Source organism: Flagellimonas algicola (genome assembly GCF_005937185.1).
Taxonomy (GTDB): Bacteria; Bacteroidota; Bacteroidia; order Flavobacteriales; family Flavobacteriaceae; genus Flagellimonas; species Flagellimonas algicola.
In genome coordinates, this window is record NZ_VCNI01000001.1 from 1228194 (window position 1) to 1251876 (window position 23683).

16 protein-coding genes are annotated in these 23683 nt (G+C 41.9%); 3 read left to right on the forward strand and 13 right to left on the reverse strand.

What is annotated here, in order from left to right:
- Positions 1-5 precede the first annotated feature (5 nt).
- Complete coding sequence (locus FGG15_RS05460; RefSeq protein WP_138834012.1) at positions 6-2168, reverse strand: TonB-dependent receptor; 2163 nt, start codon at positions 2166-2168, stop codon at positions 6-8.
- 236 nt (positions 2169-2404) lie between these two features.
- On the opposite strand from FGG15_RS05460, the gene FGG15_RS05465 reads away from it, so the two are divergent.
- Positions 2405-5806 (forward strand): ATP-binding protein, encoded by a 3402-nt coding sequence (locus FGG15_RS05465; protein ID WP_138834014.1) that lies wholly within the window; start codon positions 2405-2407, stop codon positions 5804-5806.
- Between the two features lie 12 nt (positions 5807-5818).
- Here FGG15_RS05465 and FGG15_RS05470 read toward each other — a convergent pair whose 3' ends face one another.
- The 4 genes from FGG15_RS05470 to FGG15_RS05485 all read right to left on the reverse strand — a co-directional run bounded on the left by FGG15_RS05470 (position 5819) and on the right by FGG15_RS05485 (position 13463).
- Positions 5819-7309 carry an adenylate/guanylate cyclase domain-containing protein gene (locus FGG15_RS05470; protein ID WP_138834016.1) on the reverse strand — a complete coding sequence of 497 codons (1491 nt, stop codon included), beginning with the start codon at positions 7307-7309 and terminating at the stop codon, positions 5819-5821.
- A 31-nt stretch (positions 7310-7340) separates the two neighbouring features.
- Entirely contained in the window at positions 7341-10802 is a 3462-nt protein-coding gene (locus FGG15_RS05475; protein ID WP_138834018.1) for a 4Fe-4S binding protein, read from the reverse strand.
- Between the two features lie 78 nt (positions 10803-10880).
- Positions 10881-11432 carry an OsmC family protein gene (locus FGG15_RS05480; protein WP_138834020.1) on the reverse strand — a complete coding sequence of 184 codons (552 nt, stop codon included), beginning with the start codon at positions 11430-11432 and terminating at the stop codon, positions 10881-10883.
- A gap of 174 nt (positions 11433-11606) precedes the next feature.
- Positions 11607-13463, reverse strand: coding sequence for a sigma 54-interacting transcriptional regulator (locus FGG15_RS05485; protein WP_138834022.1), 1857 nt, complete (start codon positions 13461-13463; stop codon positions 11607-11609).
- A 164-nt stretch (positions 13464-13627) separates the two neighbouring features.
- On the opposite strand from FGG15_RS05485, the gene FGG15_RS05490 reads away from it, so the two are divergent.
- Entirely contained in the window at positions 13628-14566 is a 939-nt protein-coding gene (locus tag FGG15_RS05490) for a LysR substrate-binding domain-containing protein (RefSeq protein ID WP_138834024.1), read from the forward strand.
- Between the two features lie 72 nt (positions 14567-14638).
- Here the strand turns inward: FGG15_RS05490 and FGG15_RS05495 are convergent, their stop codons facing one another.
- Positions 14639-14836: a hypothetical protein gene (locus tag FGG15_RS05495; RefSeq protein WP_138834027.1), complete on the reverse strand. Its 198-nt coding sequence runs from the start codon at positions 14834-14836 to the stop codon at positions 14639-14641.
- Positions 14837-14952: 116 nt separating this feature from the next.
- Here FGG15_RS05495 and FGG15_RS05500 point away from each other — a divergent pair, with 116 nt between their 5' ends.
- On the forward strand, positions 14953-16239 hold the full coding sequence (locus FGG15_RS05500) for a D-alanyl-D-alanine carboxypeptidase (RefSeq protein ID WP_138834029.1): 1287 nt from the start codon (positions 14953-14955) through the stop codon (positions 16237-16239).
- Here FGG15_RS05500 and FGG15_RS05505 read toward each other — a convergent pair.
- The 7 genes from FGG15_RS05505 to FGG15_RS05535 form a co-directional block, all read right to left on the reverse strand.
- A complete protein-coding gene (locus FGG15_RS05505; RefSeq protein ID WP_138834031.1) occupies positions 16214-16732 on the reverse strand; it encodes a peptide-methionine (S)-S-oxide reductase in 519 nt (172 codons plus the stop codon). The two genes, FGG15_RS05500 and FGG15_RS05505, sit on opposite strands and share 26 nt — an antisense overlap.
- A gap of 21 nt (positions 16733-16753) precedes the next feature.
- Positions 16754-17338: a GDP-mannose pyrophosphatase NudK gene (gene nudK, locus FGG15_RS05510; RefSeq protein ID WP_138834034.1), complete on the reverse strand. Its 585-nt coding sequence runs from the start codon at positions 17336-17338 to the stop codon at positions 16754-16756.
- An 88-nt stretch (positions 17339-17426) separates the two neighbouring features.
- Complete coding sequence (locus FGG15_RS05515) at positions 17427-18080, reverse strand: DUF2461 domain-containing protein (RefSeq protein ID WP_138834036.1); 654 nt, start codon at positions 18078-18080, stop codon at positions 17427-17429.
- Positions 18081-18151: 71 nt separating this feature from the next.
- Positions 18152-18949: a TIGR00266 family protein gene (locus tag FGG15_RS05520; protein WP_138834037.1), complete on the reverse strand. Its 798-nt coding sequence runs from the start codon at positions 18947-18949 to the stop codon at positions 18152-18154.
- 122 nt (positions 18950-19071) lie between these two features.
- Positions 19072-20661: an outer membrane protein assembly factor BamB family protein gene (locus FGG15_RS05525; RefSeq protein ID WP_138834039.1), complete on the reverse strand. Its 1590-nt coding sequence runs from the start codon at positions 20659-20661 to the stop codon at positions 19072-19074.
- A gap of 22 nt (positions 20662-20683) precedes the next feature.
- Positions 20684-22486 carry a hypothetical protein gene (locus tag FGG15_RS05530; protein WP_161991924.1) on the reverse strand — a complete coding sequence of 601 codons (1803 nt, stop codon included), beginning with the start codon at positions 22484-22486 and terminating at the stop codon, positions 20684-20686.
- Positions 22487-22491: 5 nt separating this feature from the next.
- On the reverse strand, positions 22492-23673 hold the full coding sequence (locus FGG15_RS05535) for a DUF4249 domain-containing protein (protein WP_161991925.1): 1182 nt from the start codon (positions 23671-23673) through the stop codon (positions 22492-22494).
- Between the last annotated feature and the right edge of the window lie 10 nt (positions 23674-23683).

Below are 23683 nucleotides of genomic sequence, written 5' to 3' on the forward strand. Positions count from 1 at the left end.
CCTAATTAGAGGTTGTCCAACTGGTTGCTTTTACCATCGTTGCTGATGGTCCAAAAGAAACCGACAAAGAAAAATTGGTCTGCTGCCGGAGTAATGGCACGCCTATCAAAAATGCCATTCATATTGGGAGCATTGGCGTACTGATAGTCACTAATGTTCTTGAATCCCAATACATTATTGACCGAAAAGTACAGGATCTTCTGCTGATCGATCAAATAGGCCCAATTAAAGCTTAGATTGTTGAAAGACTTTGTCTTTTCAGCCAAAAATTCTGCTGTGTTAGGATTGTCATAGGGTCTACCTGATCCGTAGGAATAGGACAACCCCACTTGAGAGCGAAGTTTGGTGATAAAATATTTGGTTACAACAGACAAGCTATGCTTTGGGGCAAAATTAGGAGTGGCCAGCTCCTCAAAATTTCGATAATCTCGTTGGGTGTCCAAATACGAATAGGAAATCCAATAATCCAACTGGCTTATACTCTTGTTGTCGCGCCAAAAAACATCCAGCCCAGTAGCGTAACCACTTCCGCTATTGCTAAAACTTGAGTTGAATTGTGGCATATTCGTGTCATATTTTATCAGGTTATCATAGTCCTTGTAATAAGCTTCTGCCCTAAATGTCTTTCCATCCCCGACCCTTTGGTAATTTAAAATGTAATGTGAGGTTTTTTCAGAACCAAGTAGCTGACCGTATTTAACCACTTCGGTAAGTGGGTTTTGATAAAAATCCCCGTAAGCCAGTGAAAATTGACCCTTATCTCCAGGTTTATAGGCTAGGGACACTCTTGGCATCAATTCAAAGGCATTTAGTAAAGAACTATACTCTACCCTAGCTCCCAATTTCATGGCAAACTGATTGCTAAGAAAAATATCCGCTTCGGTGAAACCTGCCCACAACCGATCTTGATATTCATTGTTGAACGTGGTGTTCTCTGGAGTACTGAAAGTTTCATCATAATTCATAGCGAAGAACTCCGATCCTATATTGAGATTGAACCTACTGCTAAAGTTCTTGTGGGCTTTTACCTTTACATGTGAAGCCGTTTCTTTGGTTTCGACGACATTTTCCTGCAGTCCAATGGAATTGGTATCCCAAGAAATAGCTGCCCCGGTGGACAGGCTCCAATCGTTTTCAAAGTAATGCTTATAGGAAGAATTGAAATATAGATTGTTGTTCTTAAGCCCAAATTGTACAAAATCTTCATAATTAATATCTTCTTGTTCTATGTCCAAATCGGCATGGTTAAATCCAGTATACAGCTTGAACATACTCTTATTCCCTTTGCTTCTAAAGACAGCCTCTCCGGAAATGGATTCATAAGGACTATTCCATTGAACGCCCTGATCGGAAGGGATCAAGGCCTCATAAGGAGAAAGATTAATATAAGACGTGTTGATGCTCAAGGACTCATCTCCCCAGATTTTGGTATGCCCCACTCCTCCTCCAACAGACATTACGGATATATCCGTTTTATCCTGAACCGGAACATCGGTGGTATTTAATAACAACACACTGGACAATGCCTGACCATATTCAGCGGAGTATCCTCCCGTACTAAAAGTGATTCCCTTAAAGAGAAAAGGCGAAAATCTACCGCGGGTAGGAATGTTGTTCGCCGTGGCGTTAAAGGGTTGAAACACCCGAAGACCGTCTATAAAAACTTGGGTCTCCCCAGCTTCGCCCCCCCGTACAAATAATCGACCATCTTCATTGACGGTTGTAGTACCTGGTAAAGTCTGTAAAGCGGCTACAAAATCCCCGGCGGCACCTGCCGTGGTGACGATATCCAACGGTTTCAATACAGATACTTTGGAATTATCCCCAGCTTCAAAAGTCCCTGCGGTCAATGTTACCCCTGTCAACGCATTTATGGATTCGGCCAAACTGATTTTCAAATTCGTAAAGTAGCTCACATCCCCAACTTCATAGTGGGGATCATAAGTCAACATGGAAATTACCAAGGTTTGGGTTCCAGTTTCTGTGGTTTCAAAACTAAAGGAACCATCTTCTCCGGTAGATGCACCATCGTACGTACCCTCCAAATACACATTGGCTCCAACGATAGGTTCATTTCTGGAATCGGTAACCAAACCTGATAAAGTGGTCTGACCGAAAATGGTGGCCAGGTTAAACAAAAAAAGAAAAGTTAGCAGTTGATTTTTCATGACTGTTCGTTATTTGATGCCACAAAATTGTCACTGTGCCTTTTTATAAACCAATCGGCAATACCCAATTGTAGAATTTTAGGGACGAACTGCTGTATGCCCATTTAGGAGAATGTTGGAATGCTAATTCCCGGGATTAACCGCTTTATTTTGACCGTATTGGTTTTAGCGTTAAATTTAAGTAGCTGTTAATCAACCTTTAAACCACAATCATCAAAAAGTACTGTTCCATAACCTTGGTATTGTTCCTTCTGGCACTTGGGCTACGGGGACAAGAAATTGCCATTGATAGCCTGCAGCGGATCTATCCTAATGCAGTCTCAGACTCTGCCCGCATCGGTATCTTAAAAAACATTTCTTGGGAATACATCAATAATCGTGGTAACCCTGATCTGGCCAAAAAGCACATCGATAGTTTTTATCATATTAGTAAAAGAGCCCGTATAGATTGGGGAGTTTCCCTTGCCAATTACCAATATGCCGTATTGGAAAGACAAAAAGGGAATTACAATACCGCCCTTACCTATATTGAAAAATTTCTAGATTATACCCGAACTATAGATAAACCTTTTTCCCTTGCTAATGGAATGTACCAGAAAGCCGTCATCCTTGATGACCTTGGGAGTTCTGAAAAAAGTCTTGAAATTTATTACGACATTCTCAAAATCTACGAGACCCATGATGATTCCTTTAGTGTGGCAACCACCTTAAATGCTATTGGCGAGGTCCTTAAAAACTCTGGGAAAAAGTCCGAAGCCATGGATTCCTATAACAAGGCGTTATCCATTTATACCAACTTAGGGGACAAAACGGAAATGGCGAACTGCCTTTTCAATATTGGAGATACCCACATGCAATTAAAAGATTACGACCAAGCTCTTAATTACTTTGAAAAGGCATTGGACTTAGATATAGAGACCAATAGTGAGTGGGGACAAGCCTATGATTATGAGGCCTTGGGCAAGGTCTATGCTTTCCAGAAAAAACATACCCAATCTTTAGAATTTCATGACAAAGCCATTAGGTTAAGAAAAAAATTGGGGCTTCAGAAAGAATTATCCTTGAGTTACACTCAAATTGGAGCCGTAAATCTGGAAATGAAGAACTATGCCAAAGCAGAAACGAATCTAATCACGGCCATAACTATTGCCGAAGAAATTGGAGCCAAATCCGAGTTGCAAACCAACTATGATTTGCTTTCCCAACTTTATGAAAATACAGGGGATTACCAGCAAGCCCTGATCTTTAAAAATAAGTTTGTCACTGTAAAGGACAGCCTCTTCAATACCGAAAAATCCAAGCAAATAGAGGAACTACAAGTACGATTTGATACGGAGAAGAAGCAAGATGCCATTGCAGCTTTGGAAAAGGATGCTGAAATCAACGACCTCAAACTCAAACAGCAAACCACATTAAGAAACATCATCATTGGTGTTTCCGTAGCGGGCTTCCTGGTGCTTCTTTTTGTTTTTAACCGCTACAAACATGCACAGCGTGTAAAACAGGCCGATCAGGAAAAGAAAAGGGTCATTGAAGCAGAACGGAAAAGAACCGAAATAGAAAAACAGCGCGTTGCGGAACTCCAGAAAATTGATATCCTCAAGGACGAGTTCCTCGCCAATACTTCCCACGAGCTGCGAACCCCATTAGTTGGTATCATTGGGCTTACGGAATCCTTAAAGGATGGGATTGCAGGAAAGCTTCCAAAAACCGCCATGGATAACCTGGATATGATTGCCAATAGTGGTAGAAGATTGTCCCATTTGGTAAACGATATTTTGGATTTTTCCAAACTAAAGAACCAGGATTTGGAGCTTGCCTTACGCCCCGTGGATGTTCATGGAATATCCAATATTGTTTTGCAACTTTCCCAACCGTTGCTACAAGACAAAAAAATAAAGCTCATCAATTCTATCCCCAAAGAGATTCCTTTGGTTGATGCCGATGAAAACCGCCTACAGCAGATTTTGCACAATCTCATCGGTAATGCCATCAAATTTACTCCAAAGGGATATATCACCCTTCTCGCAGAAACTAAAAAGGAGATGCTGTCCATTATTGTTTCCGATACGGGAATTGGAATTCCAGAGGACAAACTTGAAACCATTTTTAATTCCTTTGAACAAGGGGACGGTTCCACCCAAAGGGAATATGGGGGCACAGGCCTTGGTCTCTCGGTCACCAAACAATTGGTAGAACTTCATGGAGGCACTATTGAAGCAACTTCTGAACAAGGCAAGGGTTCCATTTTTACGTTTGCCCTGCCATTGAGCAAAACCAAACGAAAGGAGCTAAATAAGAAAAACAAATCCACCTTGGATTTTGTTCAAAATTTGAACAGTTACAAGGAAGTGGAAAATATCAAAACAACACAGCTTGATCCCAATCGAGAATCCATAAAGATTCTGGTAGTGGATGACGAGCCCGTGAACCGACGTGTTTTGGAAAACCATTTAACCATGGCCGGATATACCGTAGTGGAGGTAAGTTCGGGCAAAGAGGCTTTGAAGGTCATGGAATCAGAAACCCCATTCAACCTAATTCTCCTGGATGTAATGATGCCCGGTTTATCCGGATATGAGGTCTGTAAAAAAATCAGGGAGGACTTTCCAGCAAGTGAATTGCCCATCATTCTTTTAACCGCTAAAAATAGGGTCAATGAGTTGGTGACAGGATTTGATGCAGGAGCTAACGATTACTTGACCAAACCTTTTTCCAAAAATGAGCTGCTAAGTCGCATCAAAACGCATATCAATCTGAATACTATCCATCGTGCTACCTCCAAATTTGTCCCGATGGAATTTGTACATTCCGTAGGAAAAGATTCTATTACAGATGTAAAACTTGGCGATCATATAGAAAAAAAGGTTACCGTGCTGTTTAGCGATATCCGGGATTATACTCCTTTGGCGGAAACCATGACCCCGGCACAAAATTTCAAATTCGTCAATGCATACGTTGGTAGGATGGGGCCAATAATCAAGGAAAACCTGGGCTTTGTAAACCAATATTTGGGCGATGGTATTATGGCCCTCTTCCCAGAAAATGCAGAGAACGCCCTTGATGCGGCAATAGAAATGCAGCGCACCCTGGCGCTGTACAACAAGCGAAGAGTGGAAGAAAAGGGATATCAACCCTTAACTGTGGGTATGGGATTGCATTCAGGCCCGCTAGTTATGGGAATCATAGGAGATTCTAAAAGAAACGACCCCGCCGTAATTGCCGACACGGTAAACAGTGGTGCCCGGGTGGAGGGGGTTACCAAGCACTATGGTGCCAACATAATCATTAGTGAAAGTTGCCTGAAGTCTATGAAGGACTCCAGTGGTTTTAATTTTAGATATCTTGGCAAGGTAAAGGTAAAGGGCAAGCAAAAAGCCATGGGAATTTACGAGTGCATAGATGGTGATAGTATTTCCAGTATCTCCCTAAAACTGGAGACCCTTAAAGACTACAAAAAAGGGATTAAACTGTTTTTTGACCAAAAATTTGAAGAAGCCACCGAAGCTTTTGAGGAAGTGCTATCCAAAAATCCGAATGACTCCGTAGTTCAATATTTTCAGAACAAAGCTAGCATCTATGCCATTTCCGGGGCGCCAGGTAATTGGCAGTCCGTGACACAGATGCATGAAAAATGATTTTGGAATCCCCTATTTCCATGGCAATACAATAGTGGTCCCAGATTTGCCAGACTTAAGTCTTCCCAGATGATAGACAACCAAAGAGTCCTCTGGGAACTCCTCCCTAATTTGCTGAAAAAGTTCCATAGCTTTTAGGTCATTCTTTTGCATCACCCCAAAAGCTTTAAGATAGGCCTGTACGTTGGAGGAGTCCATATCTTCTTTTGATAAGGGTTCAAAGGTAGCCACCGGTTTGGATTTTCCCTTGAGAAGCAGAGATCCAATTGGCCTCCCTACAAAATTGGGGCATTGTTCCACGGTGGTTTCACTAACACATACACGTGTCCCCAATTGCTTGTTTGCGCTTTCTAGACGTGCCGCCACATTTATTGCATCACCCAGGGCCCTATAATCCAATTGGTTTTTCCCACCAATATTTCCAATGATTACAGTTCCTGTATTCACCCCAATACGTGTACGTCCCAAATCCAGTCCTTGTTGTTTTTTCTCTTGGGCAAATGCTTGTGCATATTGGTCCATTTCCAAGGCACAGGCCACTGCCCTTGTGGCATGATCTTTTTGTACCACAGGGGCCGAAAACATAACAGCTAGGGCATCGCCCACTATTTTGGAAACTGTACCCTCGTGTTTAAAAACTATGGCAATCATACCTTCAAAATATTCGTTGAGATAGGCCACTAATGTTGATGGATCGGATTGCTCAACTAGGGTGGTAAATCCGACCAAATCCGTAAAAATAAAAGTGCACTCCCTTCGCTCCCCGCCCAACTTCAAATCTTCGGGATTGCTGATTAAGTGGTCCACCAAATTCGGAGAAACATAGGCCGAAAAAGCATCTTTGATCCATTGATTTTTGCTTTCCAACAAAGTGAGTGCCAAATTTTTCTCTCCTACAAAATAACGCAACACTATAAAGGTTGTTAGCGACATACCGGCAATGTTCATGGCAAAGAACACCAAGACAACTTGATTGGGCAACGCACTTGAAAATGGAATATTTCCTTCCAAGAAAACTCCTGAAACCAACAAAAACAGATAAACCACAAACCATCTAACTGCCTCCTTTCTACCCTTGAAAACCAAAGCTCCCAACGGAGAAGTAAGGGACCACATCACTACAGCACTGGACGCCGCATAGCCGCCAAGGGCTATCATCAAAAGAAACGGCAAAACGAGACTGAATGTTAATTGGCTTATCCGTAAAAAAGAAAAGCTTTTGGTCTTGGCAAATATGGAGATACTAACAAGGGAAGTCAGTGCATATAGCAAAGGAATACTACCGGCCAAGGGTTCATCAAAGTAAAAATAAATAGCTCCCCAAAGAATGGCCAAAATAGCCATGGTCCCTGCAAATGCAATTAACAAAGTTTTCTGCAAACGTACTTCTTGGCTGTCATTGGCATCTGAACCAATTTGCCCTATCCGATTAAACAAGGAATTCAGCACGATTAAAAGAGTTGGATGGTTATCTGCCCTAGAAGATACCAAAAATAACGACATGCGGTAGTTATTGAAAAGAACCAAGTTGTAACTATCCTAACGGTTGCAGTACAAGCTCGCTATGTTCTCGGCATTCAAGACTCTTATAGCGAAAATAGCGATCATCAATGTTCTTTTGCGCTGTTTGCACAAAACCTTCCAAAAGATCCTGATGCATTTCAAATTGCAAACCAAATCTTTTCTCCATGCGTAAATAGTCCTGTATTGAAATGGTAGGTTTCCCAGAATCCAATTCCAAGGTATTTAATCCAACTGTTGTTCTGTTGGGATTGTTTCTATACAGCAACCATTGACCAGAAGCTACCGCCGCTTTATGGTATTGTGATGGATGACGCATATCAATTCCATGCGCAGGACTGTGGCAATATGCCAGAATTATGGACGGACCATCATGTTGCTCTGCTTCCAAAAATGCCTTTAACGTCTGTTCTTGATCAGCGCCAATGGCCACGGAAGCCACATATACATCTTCGTATCCCATGGCCAACATACCCAAGTCTTTCTTTTGTTTGAGTTTACCTTTAGCGGCAAACTTGGCGGAAGCTCCAAAAGGAGTTGCCTTGGACATTTGCCCTCCCGTATTGGAATACACCTCATTGTCCAAGACCAAAATGTTTACGTTTTTGCCCGAAGCCAACACATGATCTAATCCCCCGTAGCCAATATCATACGCCCATCCGTCCCCACCAACTATCCATACGGTTTGTTTAACCAAACTGTCCAGCAATTCCAAAAGCGCTCCTGCTTCGGGTCGTTCCAATGGAGATAAAGCTGCTCTCAATCTCTCTACACGTTGTCTTTGCAGAAAGATTTCAGCCTCTGTATTCTGCGATGCATTCAATATCGATTCCACCAAATCGGAATCAAGGACATCCACCAACTTAAGCAGTAAATTTTTAGCCTGTTTTTCCTGATAGTCCAAGGACAAGTGATAGCCCAGACCAAATTCTGCATTGTCCTCAAACAAGGAGTTGGACCAGGCAGGTCCCCTACCCGCTGCATTTTTGGACCAGGGAGTGGTTGGTAAGGCTCCGCCAAAAATGGAACTGGCTCCGGTTGCATTGGCTACCAACATGCGATCACCAAACAACTGGGAAAGTAATCTAAGGTAAGGAGCTTCTCCACATCCGTCCACTCCCATGGGATATTTGAACAAGGGTTCTTGCAACTGTTGTTGTGATACTTTGGTCGCATCAATTTTCGTGCGGTCCATTTCGGGAAGCGTGCTGAAAAATTCCCAATTTTCTCTCTCTTTTTCCATTTTGGACGGGTTGGCATTCATAACCAAAGCCTTTACTGGACAAGCGTCCACACAATTATTGCAGGATGTGCATTGTTCAGGATTTACTTGAACCGTGTAATTGAGCAAATCCATTCCTTCCAGTTCCTCTAAAAATGGAATGGGCCTAAATCTTTGAGGTGCGTCTTTTAAATGGTCAACCTCATAAGCCTTTATCCGCATTGCTCCTTGCGGACAGGCCATGCTACACGCACCACATTGCGTGCAAAGGTCGGTATCCCATATGGGGATTCCCTCTTTGGGATTTCTAACAATATAGTTTGATGATCCACTTTCATAAGTCCCATCCACTGGCAGCATGCTTGTAGGAAGCTCGTTCCCGCGTCCCGCTAAAAGGCTACCTAAAAGTGTTTTGGCAAATTCTTCGTCTTCCTGGATAAATGCATACGCTTCAGTCGTGTCTTCAGTGGTATCCACTTGTACAAGACTATCCTTCAGTTCCATTGAAAACAAGCTGCTGGGAAAATCTTTTTTAATGGCAAGATGACACGCATGTAGCGCGGAGATTGTATATCCATTTACCATAAAGTTGGTAGGTAGTACTTTTAAATCAATCAAGTATACTGCTACATTCTTCTCTTGGATTCGATGTCGTAATTTTGAAGGAAGGTCCGCCCAAAAGGACTCTGGTGAAAGCTCTGAATTCACAAGCAAGGTTCCTCCCCGGGCAATCCGCTGAAGTACATTATCTGACTTTAAAAATTGTATTGAATCGCAGGCAGCGAAGTCGGCATCCTGAATCAGGTAGGGAGCTTTAATCCTATGTTCTGACATACGTAAATTGGAAACACTCCTAGAACTTGATTTTTTATAATCACATTCGGTGTATCCCTGAATATAAGCATCTGTGCAACTGCCCAGCAGCCTCATAGTTGAATTAAAATACACGGGGGTATCTGCACTCTTAGTTTCGTAAAACAAGGCTTGATCATATTTTCCCCGGATTTGCATTTCTTCATTGATCACAAGACTTGTATGGGTAACATCATCGGTTATTCCGACGGTAAAATTGTTTTTTGGTTTCCCGCATTTTAAGTTATTCACTATGGCTTTGACCATGGAGGGTGTAAATTCCTTGGAACTAAGACCATAACGTCCACCTACCACTTTTGGGATTGTATTAAATTTGGTTCCCAAGGATTGGACCACAGATTGAAGCACATCCAAATACAGGGGTTCCCCCGTTGCACCTGATTCCTTGGTGCGATCCAGAACAGCGATAGCTTTGCAACTATCAGGAAGGCTCTGGATCAAATGTTTGGTGCTAAAAGGCCTAAAAAGGCGCACTTTTACCAATCCTATTTTTTCCCCTTGGGCATTTAATTGGTTAATGGTTTCCTCCAGGGTTTCCGCGGCTGAAGCCATGGCAACAACCACTTGTTCTGCTTCTGGATGGCTTACATAATCAAATAAGCGATAATGCCTTCCTGTTAGTTTTGCAAATTCGTCCATTTGATCCTGAACAATTTGGGGGCAAGCGTCGTAATAAGGGTTAACGGCTTCCCTACTTTGAAAGAAAACATCAGGCCCTTGTGAAGTTCCCCGCACAAATGGATTGTTGGGGTTGAGCGCCCTTTTCTTATGGGCACCAATAAGTTTTTTATTAATCATGTTATGAATCACATGATCATTGATCTTTTCAATTCTGGAGGTTTCATGCGAGGTTCTAAACCCGTCAAAAAAGTGAACAAAAGGAATTCTTGAAGCCAAGGTTGCGGCTTGTGCAATCAGCGCAAAGTCCATGGCCTCCTGCACGGATGCAGATCCTAAAAAGGCATAGCCCGTATTACGTGCCGCCATGATATCACTGTGGTCTCCAAAAACCGATAAAGCATGAGTAGCCACCGATCTCGTAGCCACATGGATGACATTGGGTGTCAATTCACCCGCAATTTTATACATATTGGGCATCATGAGTAGAAGACCCTGTGATGCCGTGAAAGTCGTGGATAGCGAACCAGTTTGTAATGCTCCGTGCATGGCTCCAGCAACTCCACCCTCACTTTGCATTTCAATGATGGAAGGAACACCTCCAAAAATATTCTCCTGACCATCTGCACTCCAAGCTTCTAACAATTCGGACATTTCCGAAGCCGGAGTAATGGGATAAATGGCACAAACCTCATTAAGCCGATAAGCCACATGTGCTGTAGCTTGATTACCATTTACGATGATGTGTTGCTGTTCTTTCATGATGGAGAATACCTGTTTGAAGATTTTTGGCGGTGATAAAAATTGAACAAGCCGCCACAGGGGCGGCTTGTTTCAGTCTTACTTTACGAACTCGATGGAAACTGGAGTTGGATTGCTGATGATGTCAAACACTGGAGAGAATTGGGCCAAGGCTCTCAATTGCTCTTCGGAAGCATCAGATTTCACTTTGAACTTAACGGTAATACCGTCATATCCTTTTCTAATTTCTGGATCTAATCCTAGAAATCCTTGCAAATCAATTCCACCTTCCAAGGTAGATTCCATTCCCTCAATGTCAATGTCGTTTGCAGCGGCGTGATAAGTCATTGCAGCTGTTAAACAAGAACCTAGCGCATGAAGTACCACTTCCACAGGGGTTGCAGCTTTGTCTTCACCTAAAAGAACACTTGGATGGTCGCATTCCATAGTAAAAGTCTCTTGTCTTGTAGTGTCTTCTTGTCCAACACCGTAAAATCCTTTTGCACTGGTTACACAATGTCCTCCTGTGATCCAATTGTTCTTGGCCCGAAACTCGAACTTGGCCAATTCAGGATTTCCTTGAACTGCATTGATAGTGTCTACCAATTGATCTACGTTTACTCCGTTTTTCATGTTTGCTGTTGTAATCATTTTTTTAAATTTTAAAGATTTCTAATTGTTTTGCCATTAGAGATGCATTTGGCGTGCCAAAAAATATAACTACCTTATTATCAATTGATTACAACAATTTATAAAGAATACACCTATCACGATATTTCGCTTATTTACGAAATATCGTTAAGATAATTATGAAATCTCGTGAATTTAGACGGGCCTAGTTATTCCTAGTGCCTTAATTTTGGAAGTAAGGGTTGTAGGGCGCAATCCCAACAACATAGCGGCACCTTTTTCTCCGGATATTTTCCAATTGGTTTTTCGCAAAGCCCTTAAAATATTTTCCTTTTCCATAGCAACCCACTCTTGAGAAGTAAATATGTAATCCACCTCCGTCTCTGAGTTTATGGATTGTTCCTTCGTTGGATTTGGAATGATACTCTCCCAGTCAACCTGACCATTTTGTGACACAATTATGGCGCGCTCCACCAAGTTCTGTAATTCGCGGACATTTCCAGGCCAAACATAATCAAGAAAGAGCTTTTCTTGCTCTTTGGTAAGTAGGTCAATTTCCTTGTTCAATTTCGCACTGTATTGCCCCATAATCTGGTTAGCTATCAAACACACATCCGATCCCCGATCCCGTAAGGCCGGGACTTGGATAGGAAATACATTGAGCCGATAGAACAAATCCTCCCTAAATTTCCCTTCCATGGAGAATTTCAGTAAGTCCCTGTGTGTCGCGGCTATAATTCGTACATCCACCTTTACCGTATCCGAACTCCCTACTGGATCAAATTCACCTTCTTGAATTACTCTTAGCAATTTGGGCTGAAGCGCAAGTGGCAACTCCCCAATCTCATCCAAAAAGATTGTGCCTTTGTCCGCCAATAAGAATCGACCTTTCCTAGTTGCGGTGGCTCCAGTAAATGCGCCTTTTTCGTGACCAAAAAGTTCACTTTCTATGAGATTTTCAGGAATGGCTCCGCAATTGATCCGAATCAACGGTTTTTCATTACGGTCACTGGCCATATGAATGGCCCGAGCCACCAACTCTTTACCTGTTCCAGTCTCACCTTGGATCAAAACAGTGGCTCCCGTATGCGCCACTTGTTCTATCAAGTCCAACACTTTTTTCATGGACCTGTGCTTGGCTATAATGCCATAACCACTGGTCAGTTCTTTTATCTCTTCCTGTAAATACTGCGTCTGGGTCGTCAGGGAATTAATTTTGCTTTCCGCTTGTAATCGCTCATCTATATTTCTAAGGATAAGGGTGTAGAACGATTTTTTTTCGTTGCCGTATCTACTTATGGTGCCTTCGTTAAGGGTTGCGGTTTCCTTAGAACCAATCACCTTGACCACCTTGGGCAGATAGGTGTTCATACTTTTCCCTTCACCATCCAAATCCTCAGTTACCAATCGTTCCAACAGATGTGCGCTTTCTTCATCCATAAAAAACAGGATGTTCCGCTGGATGACATCTTCATTTTCCAATATTTCCTTGGCGGAGGCATTAGCCAGTAGTATCCTGAAATTACTATCGAACATGATTATGGCGTCCATGGCACCATTGATCAGGCCCAGCATTTTGGAATTAGCCAATTCCAAATCCCTTTTGGACACCGTCAACCGTTCCTGAATAATATCAAGTTCTCTATGCCTTTTGATCAAAACGGACAAAATCCCTTGGGCAAATCCTCTATCTGCTGTTATCAATTCCACAAAATGGGTGGTCCCAATCTTCAGCAAGGTGGTTTCTTCCATTGCTGTAACCGAAGCGGAGCGGGGCTCATCATCTATTAGCGCATACTCACCAAAACAATCCGATTGTGACAGGGTAATATAAAGATGGTCTTTGTCGTGCACTTTTACCTTCCCTTCACAAATGACATACATGGCATCCCCAACATCCCCTTTCTGGATAATGCAGTCATTTTTTTCATAATGTTCCTTTGTGAGATTTTTACAGAGCTGCAGCAATGAAGATTTACCAACTTCTGAAAAGAAAGTCACCTTTTTCAGGAAATCTACCCATTGCTGTTGATTTAGATTTGAATCGGTCATGTTGCAAATAGCTGGTTAGGCATCAATTAAATATACGGTTTTGAATCTAAAGACAGACAATGCCCATGGTTCACAACTGAATTTGACCGAACCCCGATTTTCTAGTTTTATATTATAAGTATTACTGATGGTTTTTTATACATTTATATCTAAAATTTATACTGATGACCATTACCCAATTGCAATATGTCCTAGCAGTTGCAGAGCACAAAAATTTCACCCTGGCCGCCGAAAAGAGTTATGTTACCCAACCTACTTTGAGCATGCAGGTCCAGAAATTGGAGGATGAGTTGGATATTTTGATTTTTGACCGAGGTAAAAAGCCTATAACCATCACCGAAGTGGGGCAAAAAATTGTGGCCCAAGCCAAAAACATTGTCGCTGAAGCCGAGCGCATCAAGGATATTGTAGATCAGGATAAGGGTTTTATAGGCGGGGATTATACCATAGGGATCATACCAACGGTAATGCCCACTTTGCTTCCCATGTTCCTGAATACTTTTATTAAAAAATACCCCAAAGTCAACTTGATCATAAAGGAGCAACCCACAGAGGCCTTGATTCGGAATATATTGGATGGCCATTTGGATGCGGGAATTGCGGCAACACCCCTTGAAATTGAATTTATCAAAGAACGTCCATTGTATTATGAACCTTTTGTAGGTTACGTCCCCAGTAATCACCGTTTGGCAGGTCACAAAGAATTGGGCACGGAGGATTTGGATGTCAACGATATACTACTCCTCCAGGATGGACACTGTTTTAGGGATGGAGTCATCAATTTATGTAAAACACCTAAAAACCTAGAGGACGAACATTTTAAAATTGAAAGTGGAAGTTTTGAAACACTGGTAAGTCTTTCGGATGAAGGTATGGGGATGACCTTGCTGCCTTACCTGAATACGTTGGAACTTGATACAAAAAAGGTACAGCAGCTACGACCGTTCAAAAATCCTTCGCCAGCTAGGGAAATTAGTTTAATTTACCACAAAAGTGAATTGAAGATTCAAATAACGGAGGCTCTGAAAGAGGTAATCTCCAGTATTGTAAAAGGAGCAATCGCTTTTCAGGATGTAAAAATCATAAGTCCGTTGGCGAAGTAATAAACCCATCGGCCAAGTTGAAAGAAATCAGAAAAAAAAGAGCCGATTTTTTAAAAAATCGGCTCTTTCTTCCTACGCTTTAATCAAAAGTAGCGTGGGTTGCAATTCTGGTTTATCCAATATAAAATATTGTAACCAGATTTTAAGTTCTTCAATTTCACTAGGTAATAACCTTGAAACAGCTTTCTTGAGTTCTTTAGCGAATAGTTTAGCATCAAAACTAACCTTTTGCAGGACGGTTTTGGTGTAATCTAACATTGCTCTTGGCATATAACTATGATTTGGATTAAAAGGTTGTCCTCCTAAATTATGAAAAAACACAAAGCAAAGCATAAGCTCTGAGTTAAAAATTAAATAATTTCGTGTTAAAATCGATTAAACGTAAAATGTATCATTCATACAATCAAGGAGTTAAATATCTGGCAATCACAAGATTCGTAGTCTTTTTCTTGCTTGCAAGCTGCTCTTCTTCCCGTTTTGCCAGTTTTGAATCCAAATTGGAATCTGCACCACTCAACCGCTCTTTCCACAGCTTGGTTGTTTTTAACATTGACAAACAAAAGGAAATTTACAACCACAATGGGGGTAGGTATTTTACTCCAGCCAGCAACACCAAAATTGTAACCCTTTATACCGGCACCAAATTTTTACCGCAACAAGTCCCTGCATTGAAGTACATCTCCCAAAACGATACCATTTATTTTGAAGGAACCGGAGACCCCAGCTTACTCCATCCCTATTTTAAGGACAGTACAGCCATCAGGTTCATTCAAAAGTACAATACCGTTTTTTGGCATCCCTACAATTCTTCTGAAGATAGATATGGACCAGGTTGGGCCTGGGAAGACTTTGATACTTATTTTTCTCCGGAAAAAAGTGCGCTTCCACTATATGGCAATGTGGTAACCCTATTTAATGTTCCAGAGTTAAAGGCGTCTCCTGAATTGTTTTCGGATAGTGTTCAAGTTAAAGAGGCAAAATTCCGAAGAGAGGAATTCCAGAATCAATTTTATCTGAATCCGAAGATAAAGGACACCATAGAAGTTCCATTTGTCACCGACATGGCCATCAGCCAGCGATTGTTGCGGGATGTTCTGGGGAAGGAAATTGCTGTGGTGGATGAATTTCCACAGGGACCCAAGGAAACCTTTCACGGCATTCCCATGGATTCCATTTATAAACGGATGATGCACAAAAGCGACAATTTTTTAGCGGAACAAATCCTGATGCTGGCCTCTTCTACCCTTTCAGATACCTTAAGTACCAAAACTGCCATAAATACAATGTTGGACAAACACCTCAGTGACTTGCCCCAACAGCCACGGTGGGTTGATGGTTCCGGACTATCCCGCTATAACCTTTTTACTCCCAATTCTTTGGTGCATATTCTTAAAAAATTACATAACGAAATCTCCCAAGAGCGTTTGTTCCAACTCTTTCCAATGTGGGATGCAACGGGTACTGTGGACACTTGGAATCATCCAGGATTTCAACCTTTCATTTTTGCAAAGTCTGGGTCATTCGGGAATCATTACAACCTTAGTGGGTATCTCATAACCAGATCGGGAAAAGTGTTCATTTTCAGTTTTATGAACAACCATTTTAGGGTGCCATCGCATGAAATCCGAACGTATATCTTTGCGACCCTTAAGTCCATTCATGAGAGGTATTGACCTTTTCATGATTGACCCATCCACCAAATTTTTGTATTAATAACCTCAGTTTTGGAGAAATATAGGTTTCGCAGAAAGGTTTGTTGGGGTTGTTGAAATAATAATCATGAAACTGAGCTTCCGAGGGTTTAAAATCTCCGAAGTGAAATACCTTGGTAATTAGTGCTTCTTCAAAATCCTTCTGCAGCTCTTCCAAGAAGGTTTTGGATTCGATTATTTCTTCTTCCGTAAAAGCATAAATGGCAGATCGGTACTTTTTCCGAAAGGAATGATCGCTTGTACTCTTATGCGTATGTAGGTGGATTGCTATCAAAGCTTTCAACGGAATCAAACCTGGATTGAAGTGGACAATCACCGCTTCAGAGAAAGCATTTAATTCGAGTTGTGGGGATACAAAACCTTGCTCCACCTTTTCCACACCCAACAAGGATTGAAAAACGGCTTCCGTGCACCAGTGACATCCTCCTCCCAAGGCAATTTTCTTATTGTCCATGCCTTATTGGTCGTAAAACTGCTAATCGAATAACTTATTTATTTGGGCATATTGCAGGAGCATAATGGTCTTGGCATCCCTAATTTCTCCCGTGCCCATCATATTAAGTGCCTGCTTAAATGGCATTTCCAATACTTCGATGTTCTCGGTCTCATCTTCAGCGCCGCCACCCTGACCTACTTTCATTTCCTCATGGTATTGCCCAATAAAAAAGTATAGGATTTCCGTGACCGAACCTGGGGACATATAAGACTCAAATACCTTTTCAATTGTATCAATCTTGTAGCCTGTTTCTTCCTCCACTTCCATTCGGATGGTCTGTTCTGCATTGCCCTTTTCCAAAATACCGGCACAGGCTTCAATCATCATCCCATCGGTATTACCATTCAAATAGGTAGGCATTCGGAATTGGCGCGTCAATACCACCGATTTCTTTTCCTTATTATATAATAATATTACGGCCCCATTGCCACGATCATAGGCCTCCCTAATCTGGGTTTCCCATTCGCCATCTTCCCTATGGTATTCAAAAGTGACCTTGTTAAGGGTATACCAATTGTCCGAGAGCAACTCTTTGCTTATGTTTCTGACGGTTCCATTTTTCATGGGCATGGGTTATGGGTTAGGAGTTGCGGGTTGCGGGTTTCGGGTTTCGGGTTTCGGGTTTCGGGTTTCGCGGAAGTAAAATATCATACTAAACGGATGCGGCATTGTTCAAATATCGGCGAAAGGGGAGCATCTCCAAATAAACTAGTTTAATTTTCTCCTTAAAATCGTTCCGTAAAACCTCTTCCCTCTTCATGTCATGCACCACAGCAAAGGTTTTGTTTCGTAGTAGTTGGATATGCGGATGATCATTTGAAAATCCTTTGGGGGCATTAGTCAATTTTTCATCCTTGTATAAACTCCCAAATAGCTCCTTAAACATTGATCCGTCCAAAATCTTTTGTAGCTCCTCTCCGTTGTAATCGATCCCATCCCGGATGCTGCGAAGGGTCTTGGGGTCTGGACGCCAAAATCCCCCGGCCAACAAACATTGTTTTACCCCAATCTCAATATAAAAATCCGCAGTGTTGGGTGCTTTGTCCAAACCTGCCCCAAAGTGATCTTTATAAATGGGTTTATGCGGGTGGAACATTAAGTTGTTGTTGATTCGGTTAATGCCTTTTTTACCTGGGGTGGGGTAATAATCATCATGTAAGTGTGACATGGTCAAATCCAAATCATCCAACCATGCCACAAAGTTGGTCCGCAAAGCACGGTACCACTTTCGGTTGGCATCCATCCATTCTTTGGAGTTGTTTTTTTGAAGTTGAGTCAGGAAGTCGAATAGTTCTGAAAAGTCCATCCACGGTTTTTGAAGGACTAAAATAAAACTATTTTACGCTTGTCTAATGTCTTTTGTCTTGCGTCTACTGTCTAGAACCGATTATCCCCCATCACAATATCACCGAGACCACCCAAAATGCTTCCTTCTCCTTTGTCTTTTCCTCCACGAGGAATTGAAGCCAACACTCGTCCGGCCAATCTGCTAAAGGGTAGGGATTGGACATAGACGGTTCCAGGACCCCGCAAGGTGGCAAAGAAAAGTCCCTCTCCCCCAAATACGGTATTCTTAATCCCACCTACAAACTCAATATTGTAATCAACGGTGTGGGAGAAGCCCACAATACATCCAGTATCCACTTTTAGTACCTCCCCGGGAGCTAGTTCTTTTTTGGCCATGGTTCCACCTGCATGTACAAAGGCCAATCCATCACCTTCCAATTTTTGCATGATAAAACCTTCACCGCCAAATAAACCTCGTCCCAGACGTTTGGAAAACTCTATTCCTACGGACACCCCCTTGGCAGCACATAAAAGGGCGTCTTTCTGACAAATAAACTTGCCTCCTTTTTCAGATAAGTCTATGGGCAAAATTTTTCCTGGATAGGGAGAAGCAAAGCTTACCTTCTTCTTGCCTTGTCCAATGTTCAAAAATGCCGTCATAAACAAACTTTCGCCTGTCAATAACCTTTTCCCTGCGGAGAAAAGTTTCCCCAATACTCCAGAATCCTGACCTGAGCCATCTCCAAAAATGGTATCCATTTTAATGTCAGTATCCATCATCATAAAGCTGCCAGCCTCTGCTACTACTGCCTCTTGGGGGTCAAGCTCTATCTCTACATATTGCATTTCCTCCCCGTAAATGTCATAATCTATTTCGTGTGCGTTCATTTTTATCGTTTTAGGTTGACATTAGTTAGTTGCTGATTTACTGAATTTGTTACAAAGGAAGTAAACAATTCATCATACCCAATTTGAATGCTCTATAAGGAGTTAAATCACATCTGTTTATATCATTCCTCACCTATGCAAATCAAGTGTTTGAGGGTTCTATGATACAATTTCCCGTTTGCATATGAAGGTGTATTAACGGACCATGTCTTTCCCCTTGGACCCAAATCGTTTAGGCTGATCAAGGCACTCTCATCAAAGATATCTGTTGTTGTATCTATGCAATACACTACCCCCAACATCGTTGTGAAGTAAACCTTCCCGTTCACCACGATAGGGTTGCCATTAAAATTCCAATGCCAACCATCCCTTCGGGATCTTTTGTCATTGGAAACGTCCAAGCCTCTGCTATTTATGGTTTCCGTGGTAAGTTCCTGGTTCCATATATAGGATTTAGTTCCATCTTTATACGTTACTTGCACTGGGACCTGTAAATATTCAACCTTCCCAGACTTTAAATCTGCCCTGGCAATTGTATAATCCGGACCAATGTTGTTGCGGTAATTTCCCGATTTGAAACAAAGAAAATAAAGTCTGTCGTCCACTATGATGTTTGTAAACCATGCCGGGAACACATTGATTCCCAAATCTTTTTGGAGATCCACATTTTTCTGAAGTGAATAAGAGCCTTGAGCGGCATCATAGATTCTAACATCGGCATTAGCCGTCAGTGATACTTTTCGTTGAAGTTTCCCGGTTTTGGAGTCCACCAAATGGGCCACACATTCCTTTTCAGTATACCAGACCGCGTAATCTTCATTCCAAGTGGCATTGTACAAGGCCAGCCCTTCATCTGTATCATATTTCCATATCCGATTTCCATTTTCCAGGTCAATTAGGGAATACCCAACAGGGGTTTCTGGAACATCATGGTGCCCGCCCCTACCAATCAAAGCTGCTGACCTTCCTTTAACGGTTTTGGACATAACTGGTGTATTGTAATGCGTCAGCCCATCTTCCGATATCCATCGCTGTTCACCAGTTTCTTTGTCTATACCGTACAGGTAGTTCCAACCATAAACCCGCTTCCCATTCTTTTTCCAATGGGTCTCCATGTTTATCACCAGGTCCCCCGTTAAAAAGGGTTCAAACTGCTTATTAAATGGAAAATGCACCCCATCCAACTCCTCTACCGGATTCCAAGTTCTTTCCCAAATTCGATTGCCCTTAAAATCAAAACAGCTTAAGTTGCCACTTGCGTTGTAGAACCAAACATGTTTCCCGTCCGTAACCGGTCCGGGAGTAGAGGAATCGCTAAAACCATACATATATTCACTTTGGGCACTCCCTTTTAGCTCCCTTTCCCAAATGATCTGTCCATTTTTGGCATCTAGGCATAAGGCCAAGATATTCGCTCCTTTTATGGGTTGTCCCTCTTTTACCTCATAAATGGGGCTCATGACCGACAAGAAAATGGTATCGTCCCAAATGGTAATACCGCTTTGGCCACCTTCCGGTAATTCTGCAATCCAAAGAATATTTTTACCGGTGGTTACACTGAATTCTGTAGGCACTTTGCCATCTGTTTTTACTGCCCAGTTACCGTTAGGCCCTGCTGGTTGCGGCCAATTATTGTTTTTTTGGGCCTGCAAAGTCACTTCGCATACTAAGGAAAATGCAAGGGTTATGGTTATGGTTATGGTTTTGATCATGCAACAAGTCATTGAGGATTTTTTAGTTGACCACGAAGGTTTCTTTCCAGGAGACCGGGTTCCCTTGTGCAGTAAACCCTTCAAAAGAAACTTCATATGCACCCAACACATCAGAGGTGTAGAATTCTAGTTGGGAGGTATCCGAGTCCAAAACCACTTGGGGCTGCCATAGCAACTGTTCCCTAAAATCGGGGATTTGGTCTGTATTCGGTTTTGTAGCTTGATGGTATTTCTGATTGAAATACTTTTGCATTGGTAGCGGGGAAAATAAATCCACTCGGTTGATATAATCTCTGCTGAATTCCTCCTGAAAATTGCCTTCTATGGTTTCCATGGCTATGATTCCATTGTAAATAATGGAATTTATCACACATTTTTCCCTTGAGATATTGATTCGCTTAAGCTTTTTGGCATCATAATCAATAATATCAGAATGCTTTTGTATCAGCAGCCCATCCATCAGGACCAATGGCAAAAGATTTGAGGCTACACCTTCTTCCTCCTGTCTAACTTTGAGGACTTCTTCTCCATCTTTTCGTTTTAACACCCACACATGCTCCAAGACTTCAGATGCTGTCTCCCTAACCGTTGAAAATCGTGTATAGTCGTCCAGATCATATTTTATGGAGAAGTTTCTATAGATGGGCAATGTCTGAGCTATGGGCATGACAGTGTCTTGCTTTAATTCGATAAAAGCATTTTCCACTTGATTATGAACACTTCGTTTCAATATCAAATCCGTCATTTCAGGTGAAATATGAAGCTTGTTGAATTGTAGAGCTCCATAATCCAAAGAAGGTTGTTCATTGATTTGAAGTTGGTATTTATTCCAGTTCTTACCTAATATTTGGACATTGGCCTTGCTGTTCAAATACTCTTGGTTTAGATTAAAATAGAATTCCCCAGCCCAATTGGTCCTCGTTAGTTTAAGTACAAACTGCTTACCTGGAATGGATAATGCTACCTCCTCTTCTTCCAACACAAAATCGAGATCCTTGGGTGTGATTGTTCCAGAAATCAATTCTCCCCTCAGTTCCGGCAAATAACTCGGGCTTTCCAAACTTGCATTCCCTTCGGACTGCGAATGATGCTTTTTTACATAGGATTGGGCTGAAAACAGAGGTGGACCTCCCAAGGAATCTATTTTGCGGATGGAAACCGAGTAACTCCCCCTGGGAATTCCTTTTTGGAGGGACCTCACAGTCAAATGTCCTCGCTCCCGAGTAGTGAACTCTTTTTTGCTTAATTCAAATGAGAAGAATGGGTTGGAATCTACAGTCTCCTTTAAACCCGTCTGTTCAATTACCTTTATGGATGGTGGAATGGAATCCTCGGCTTTTTGCACAATGGCCTGCTGATTGCTTTGGAATGGATTGATCAGACCAATGTCACTTTTATAGAAGTGGTTCAATCCAAAATTTTTCATCCATTGTGTGTATCCAACAAGTTTATAATTACCAGATGGAACCGTAACCGGAATAAAAAACTCTCCCTGACCCACACCATTGTTTAATCTAATTTTATGCCGAAAAATTACATCTCTCTCTTCCCCAATCAACTCCACATAAGCCATTTTGCTAAAAGAACTAAGCGTTTTGGATTCAGATTTTAGGGCATATACTTTATAGTACAGTTGTTCCCCTGCAAATAATAAGGATTTGTTGTGGTGCAGATACACCATTTCTTGGTGCTTGTACTGAGACACCAAATTATTGCCGGCTTCATTGGATGTAGTGGCTTGACCACTGGTGATGATGGGAATCATTAGTATAAAGCCTGCGATATAGCTTTTAAAAATTTCCCTTATGACATACATTCCATTCATACTTGTTATTCTTCCCAAAAATCAGGTATAGTTGTATCCCACATCACAGAACAATCCGCACAAACTGTTGAAACCACGGCAATATCTCCGGTTGGGGTGGTGCTGTGATATCGTACAACATCATCACCCAAAAGATCAAAAATGTCCGGGGATCCGTCATGGGTTACCAAAGGAGCAACAAAAGGCAAACAGGCATCTACGTAGGGCGGTAACTCCTCATCCGGAAAATAATCGTTGTAATTGAAAAAGATCCTTTGGGATGTTACGGTTGCCACATGAAAGAAGCCAAGCACTTTTTCATCATCATTACTAGTTGAGCGGACGTTCCCGCTAAAAAAGCCAGGCTGACTTGGAGAAAACAAGTCGTCTTCAGCTGTCGATTCCTCCAAAGTCTCCAAGTAGCGGTATGATTCCTGTGAGATGACCAACTGTTTGACAAGAATGCTATAGCGATGGGATAATATAAAATTATTTCTATCGATAAATCGCACTGAAAATCTTTGCACCTCACCGGAGTTGGACTCCTGAGGCCTGTTCAAGATGATATCATTGGATATATCGGTATTGTAGCAAGTACGCCCAACACTGCCGTATATTGGCCATGGCACTAGCTCGCCTCCTAGGAGCCTTAATGTTTGTCCGCTCCAAGACGGAGCAACAATCTTGTATGTTTCTTCGTATTTATATCGCAAGTACTTTGAGAGTTGGGAGTTATCGTATTCCACTGATATTTCCATGCCCTCCGTACCATCATTGGTTATTCTGGAGGCCGTTAAATTGTTCATGGGGGTGGGTTCCAATCCTAGAACAGGGTCGGATTCATAGGTTCGCCCATCATTGGTGGTCACAAAAAGTTGATAGGTTCTACCAGGCACAATTCCAAATTGGGTTACGGATCCATATCTTCCTGGGTTTATTTCTTGAAAGTTGTATTGGTTATCTAGGTCATCCACAACGGTCACGCTGGCATTTACCTCCGGGGTTGAGACCAATTCTTCCAATGGAAAAGCCCTACTCAGTATTACTTCTTGTTGCTGCACTTCATTGGTTATGGTTGTTTCAATGACCAAGGCATCCTCAAAAGTCTCTGTTTCTGGTTCAAAGGACTCAATGCAGCCATAGACCATTACTCCCAACAACATTAAAAATGCGATGCGAAGTATGCCAATTTGTGCCTTAAATATCATCCTTATTTGC

Excerpts from the sequence above, each read along its gene's own strand:
- FGG15_RS05460 (WP_138834012.1), bottom strand. The coding sequence starts at position 2,168 with ATGAAAAATCAACTGCTAACTTTTCTTTTTTTGTTTAACCTGGCCACC.
- FGG15_RS05470 (WP_138834016.1), bottom strand. The coding sequence starts at position 7,309 with ATGTCGTTATTTTTGGTATCTTCTAGGGCAGATAACCATCCAACTCTT.
- FGG15_RS05475 (WP_138834018.1), bottom strand. The coding sequence starts at position 10,802 with ATGAAAGAACAGCAACACATCATCGTAAATGGTAATCAAGCTACAGCA.
- FGG15_RS05480 (WP_138834020.1), bottom strand. The coding sequence starts at position 11,432 with ATGATTACAACAGCAAACATGAAAAACGGAGTAAACGTAGATCAATTG.
- FGG15_RS05485 (WP_138834022.1), bottom strand. The coding sequence starts at position 13,463 with ATGACCGATTCAAATCTAAATCAACAGCAATGGGTAGATTTCCTGAAA.
- FGG15_RS05490 (WP_138834024.1), top strand. The coding sequence starts at position 13,628 with ATGACCATTACCCAATTGCAATATGTCCTAGCAGTTGCAGAGCACAAA.
- FGG15_RS05495 (WP_138834027.1), bottom strand. The coding sequence starts at position 14,836 with ATGCCAAGAGCAATGTTAGATTACACCAAAACCGTCCTGCAAAAGGTT.
- FGG15_RS05500 (WP_138834029.1), top strand. The coding sequence starts at position 14,953 with ATGTATCATTCATACAATCAAGGAGTTAAATATCTGGCAATCACAAGA.
- FGG15_RS05505 (WP_138834031.1), bottom strand. The coding sequence starts at position 16,732 with ATGGACAATAAGAAAATTGCCTTGGGAGGAGGATGTCACTGGTGCACG.
- nudK (WP_138834034.1), bottom strand. The coding sequence starts at position 17,338 with ATGAAAAATGGAACCGTCAGAAACATAAGCAAAGAGTTGCTCTCGGAC.
- FGG15_RS05515 (WP_138834036.1), bottom strand. The coding sequence starts at position 18,080 with ATGGACTTTTCAGAACTATTCGACTTCCTGACTCAACTTCAAAAAAAC.
- FGG15_RS05520 (WP_138834037.1), bottom strand. The coding sequence starts at position 18,949 with ATGAACGCACACGAAATAGATTATGACATTTACGGGGAGGAAATGCAA.
- FGG15_RS05525 (WP_138834039.1), bottom strand. The coding sequence starts at position 20,661 with ATGATCAAAACCATAACCATAACCATAACCCTTGCATTTTCCTTAGTA.
- FGG15_RS05530 (WP_161991924.1), bottom strand. The coding sequence starts at position 22,486 with ATGAATGGAATGTATGTCATAAGGGAAATTTTTAAAAGCTATATCGCA.
- FGG15_RS05535 (WP_161991925.1), bottom strand. The coding sequence starts at position 23,673 with ATGATATTTAAGGCACAAATTGGCATACTTCGCATCGCATTTTTAATG.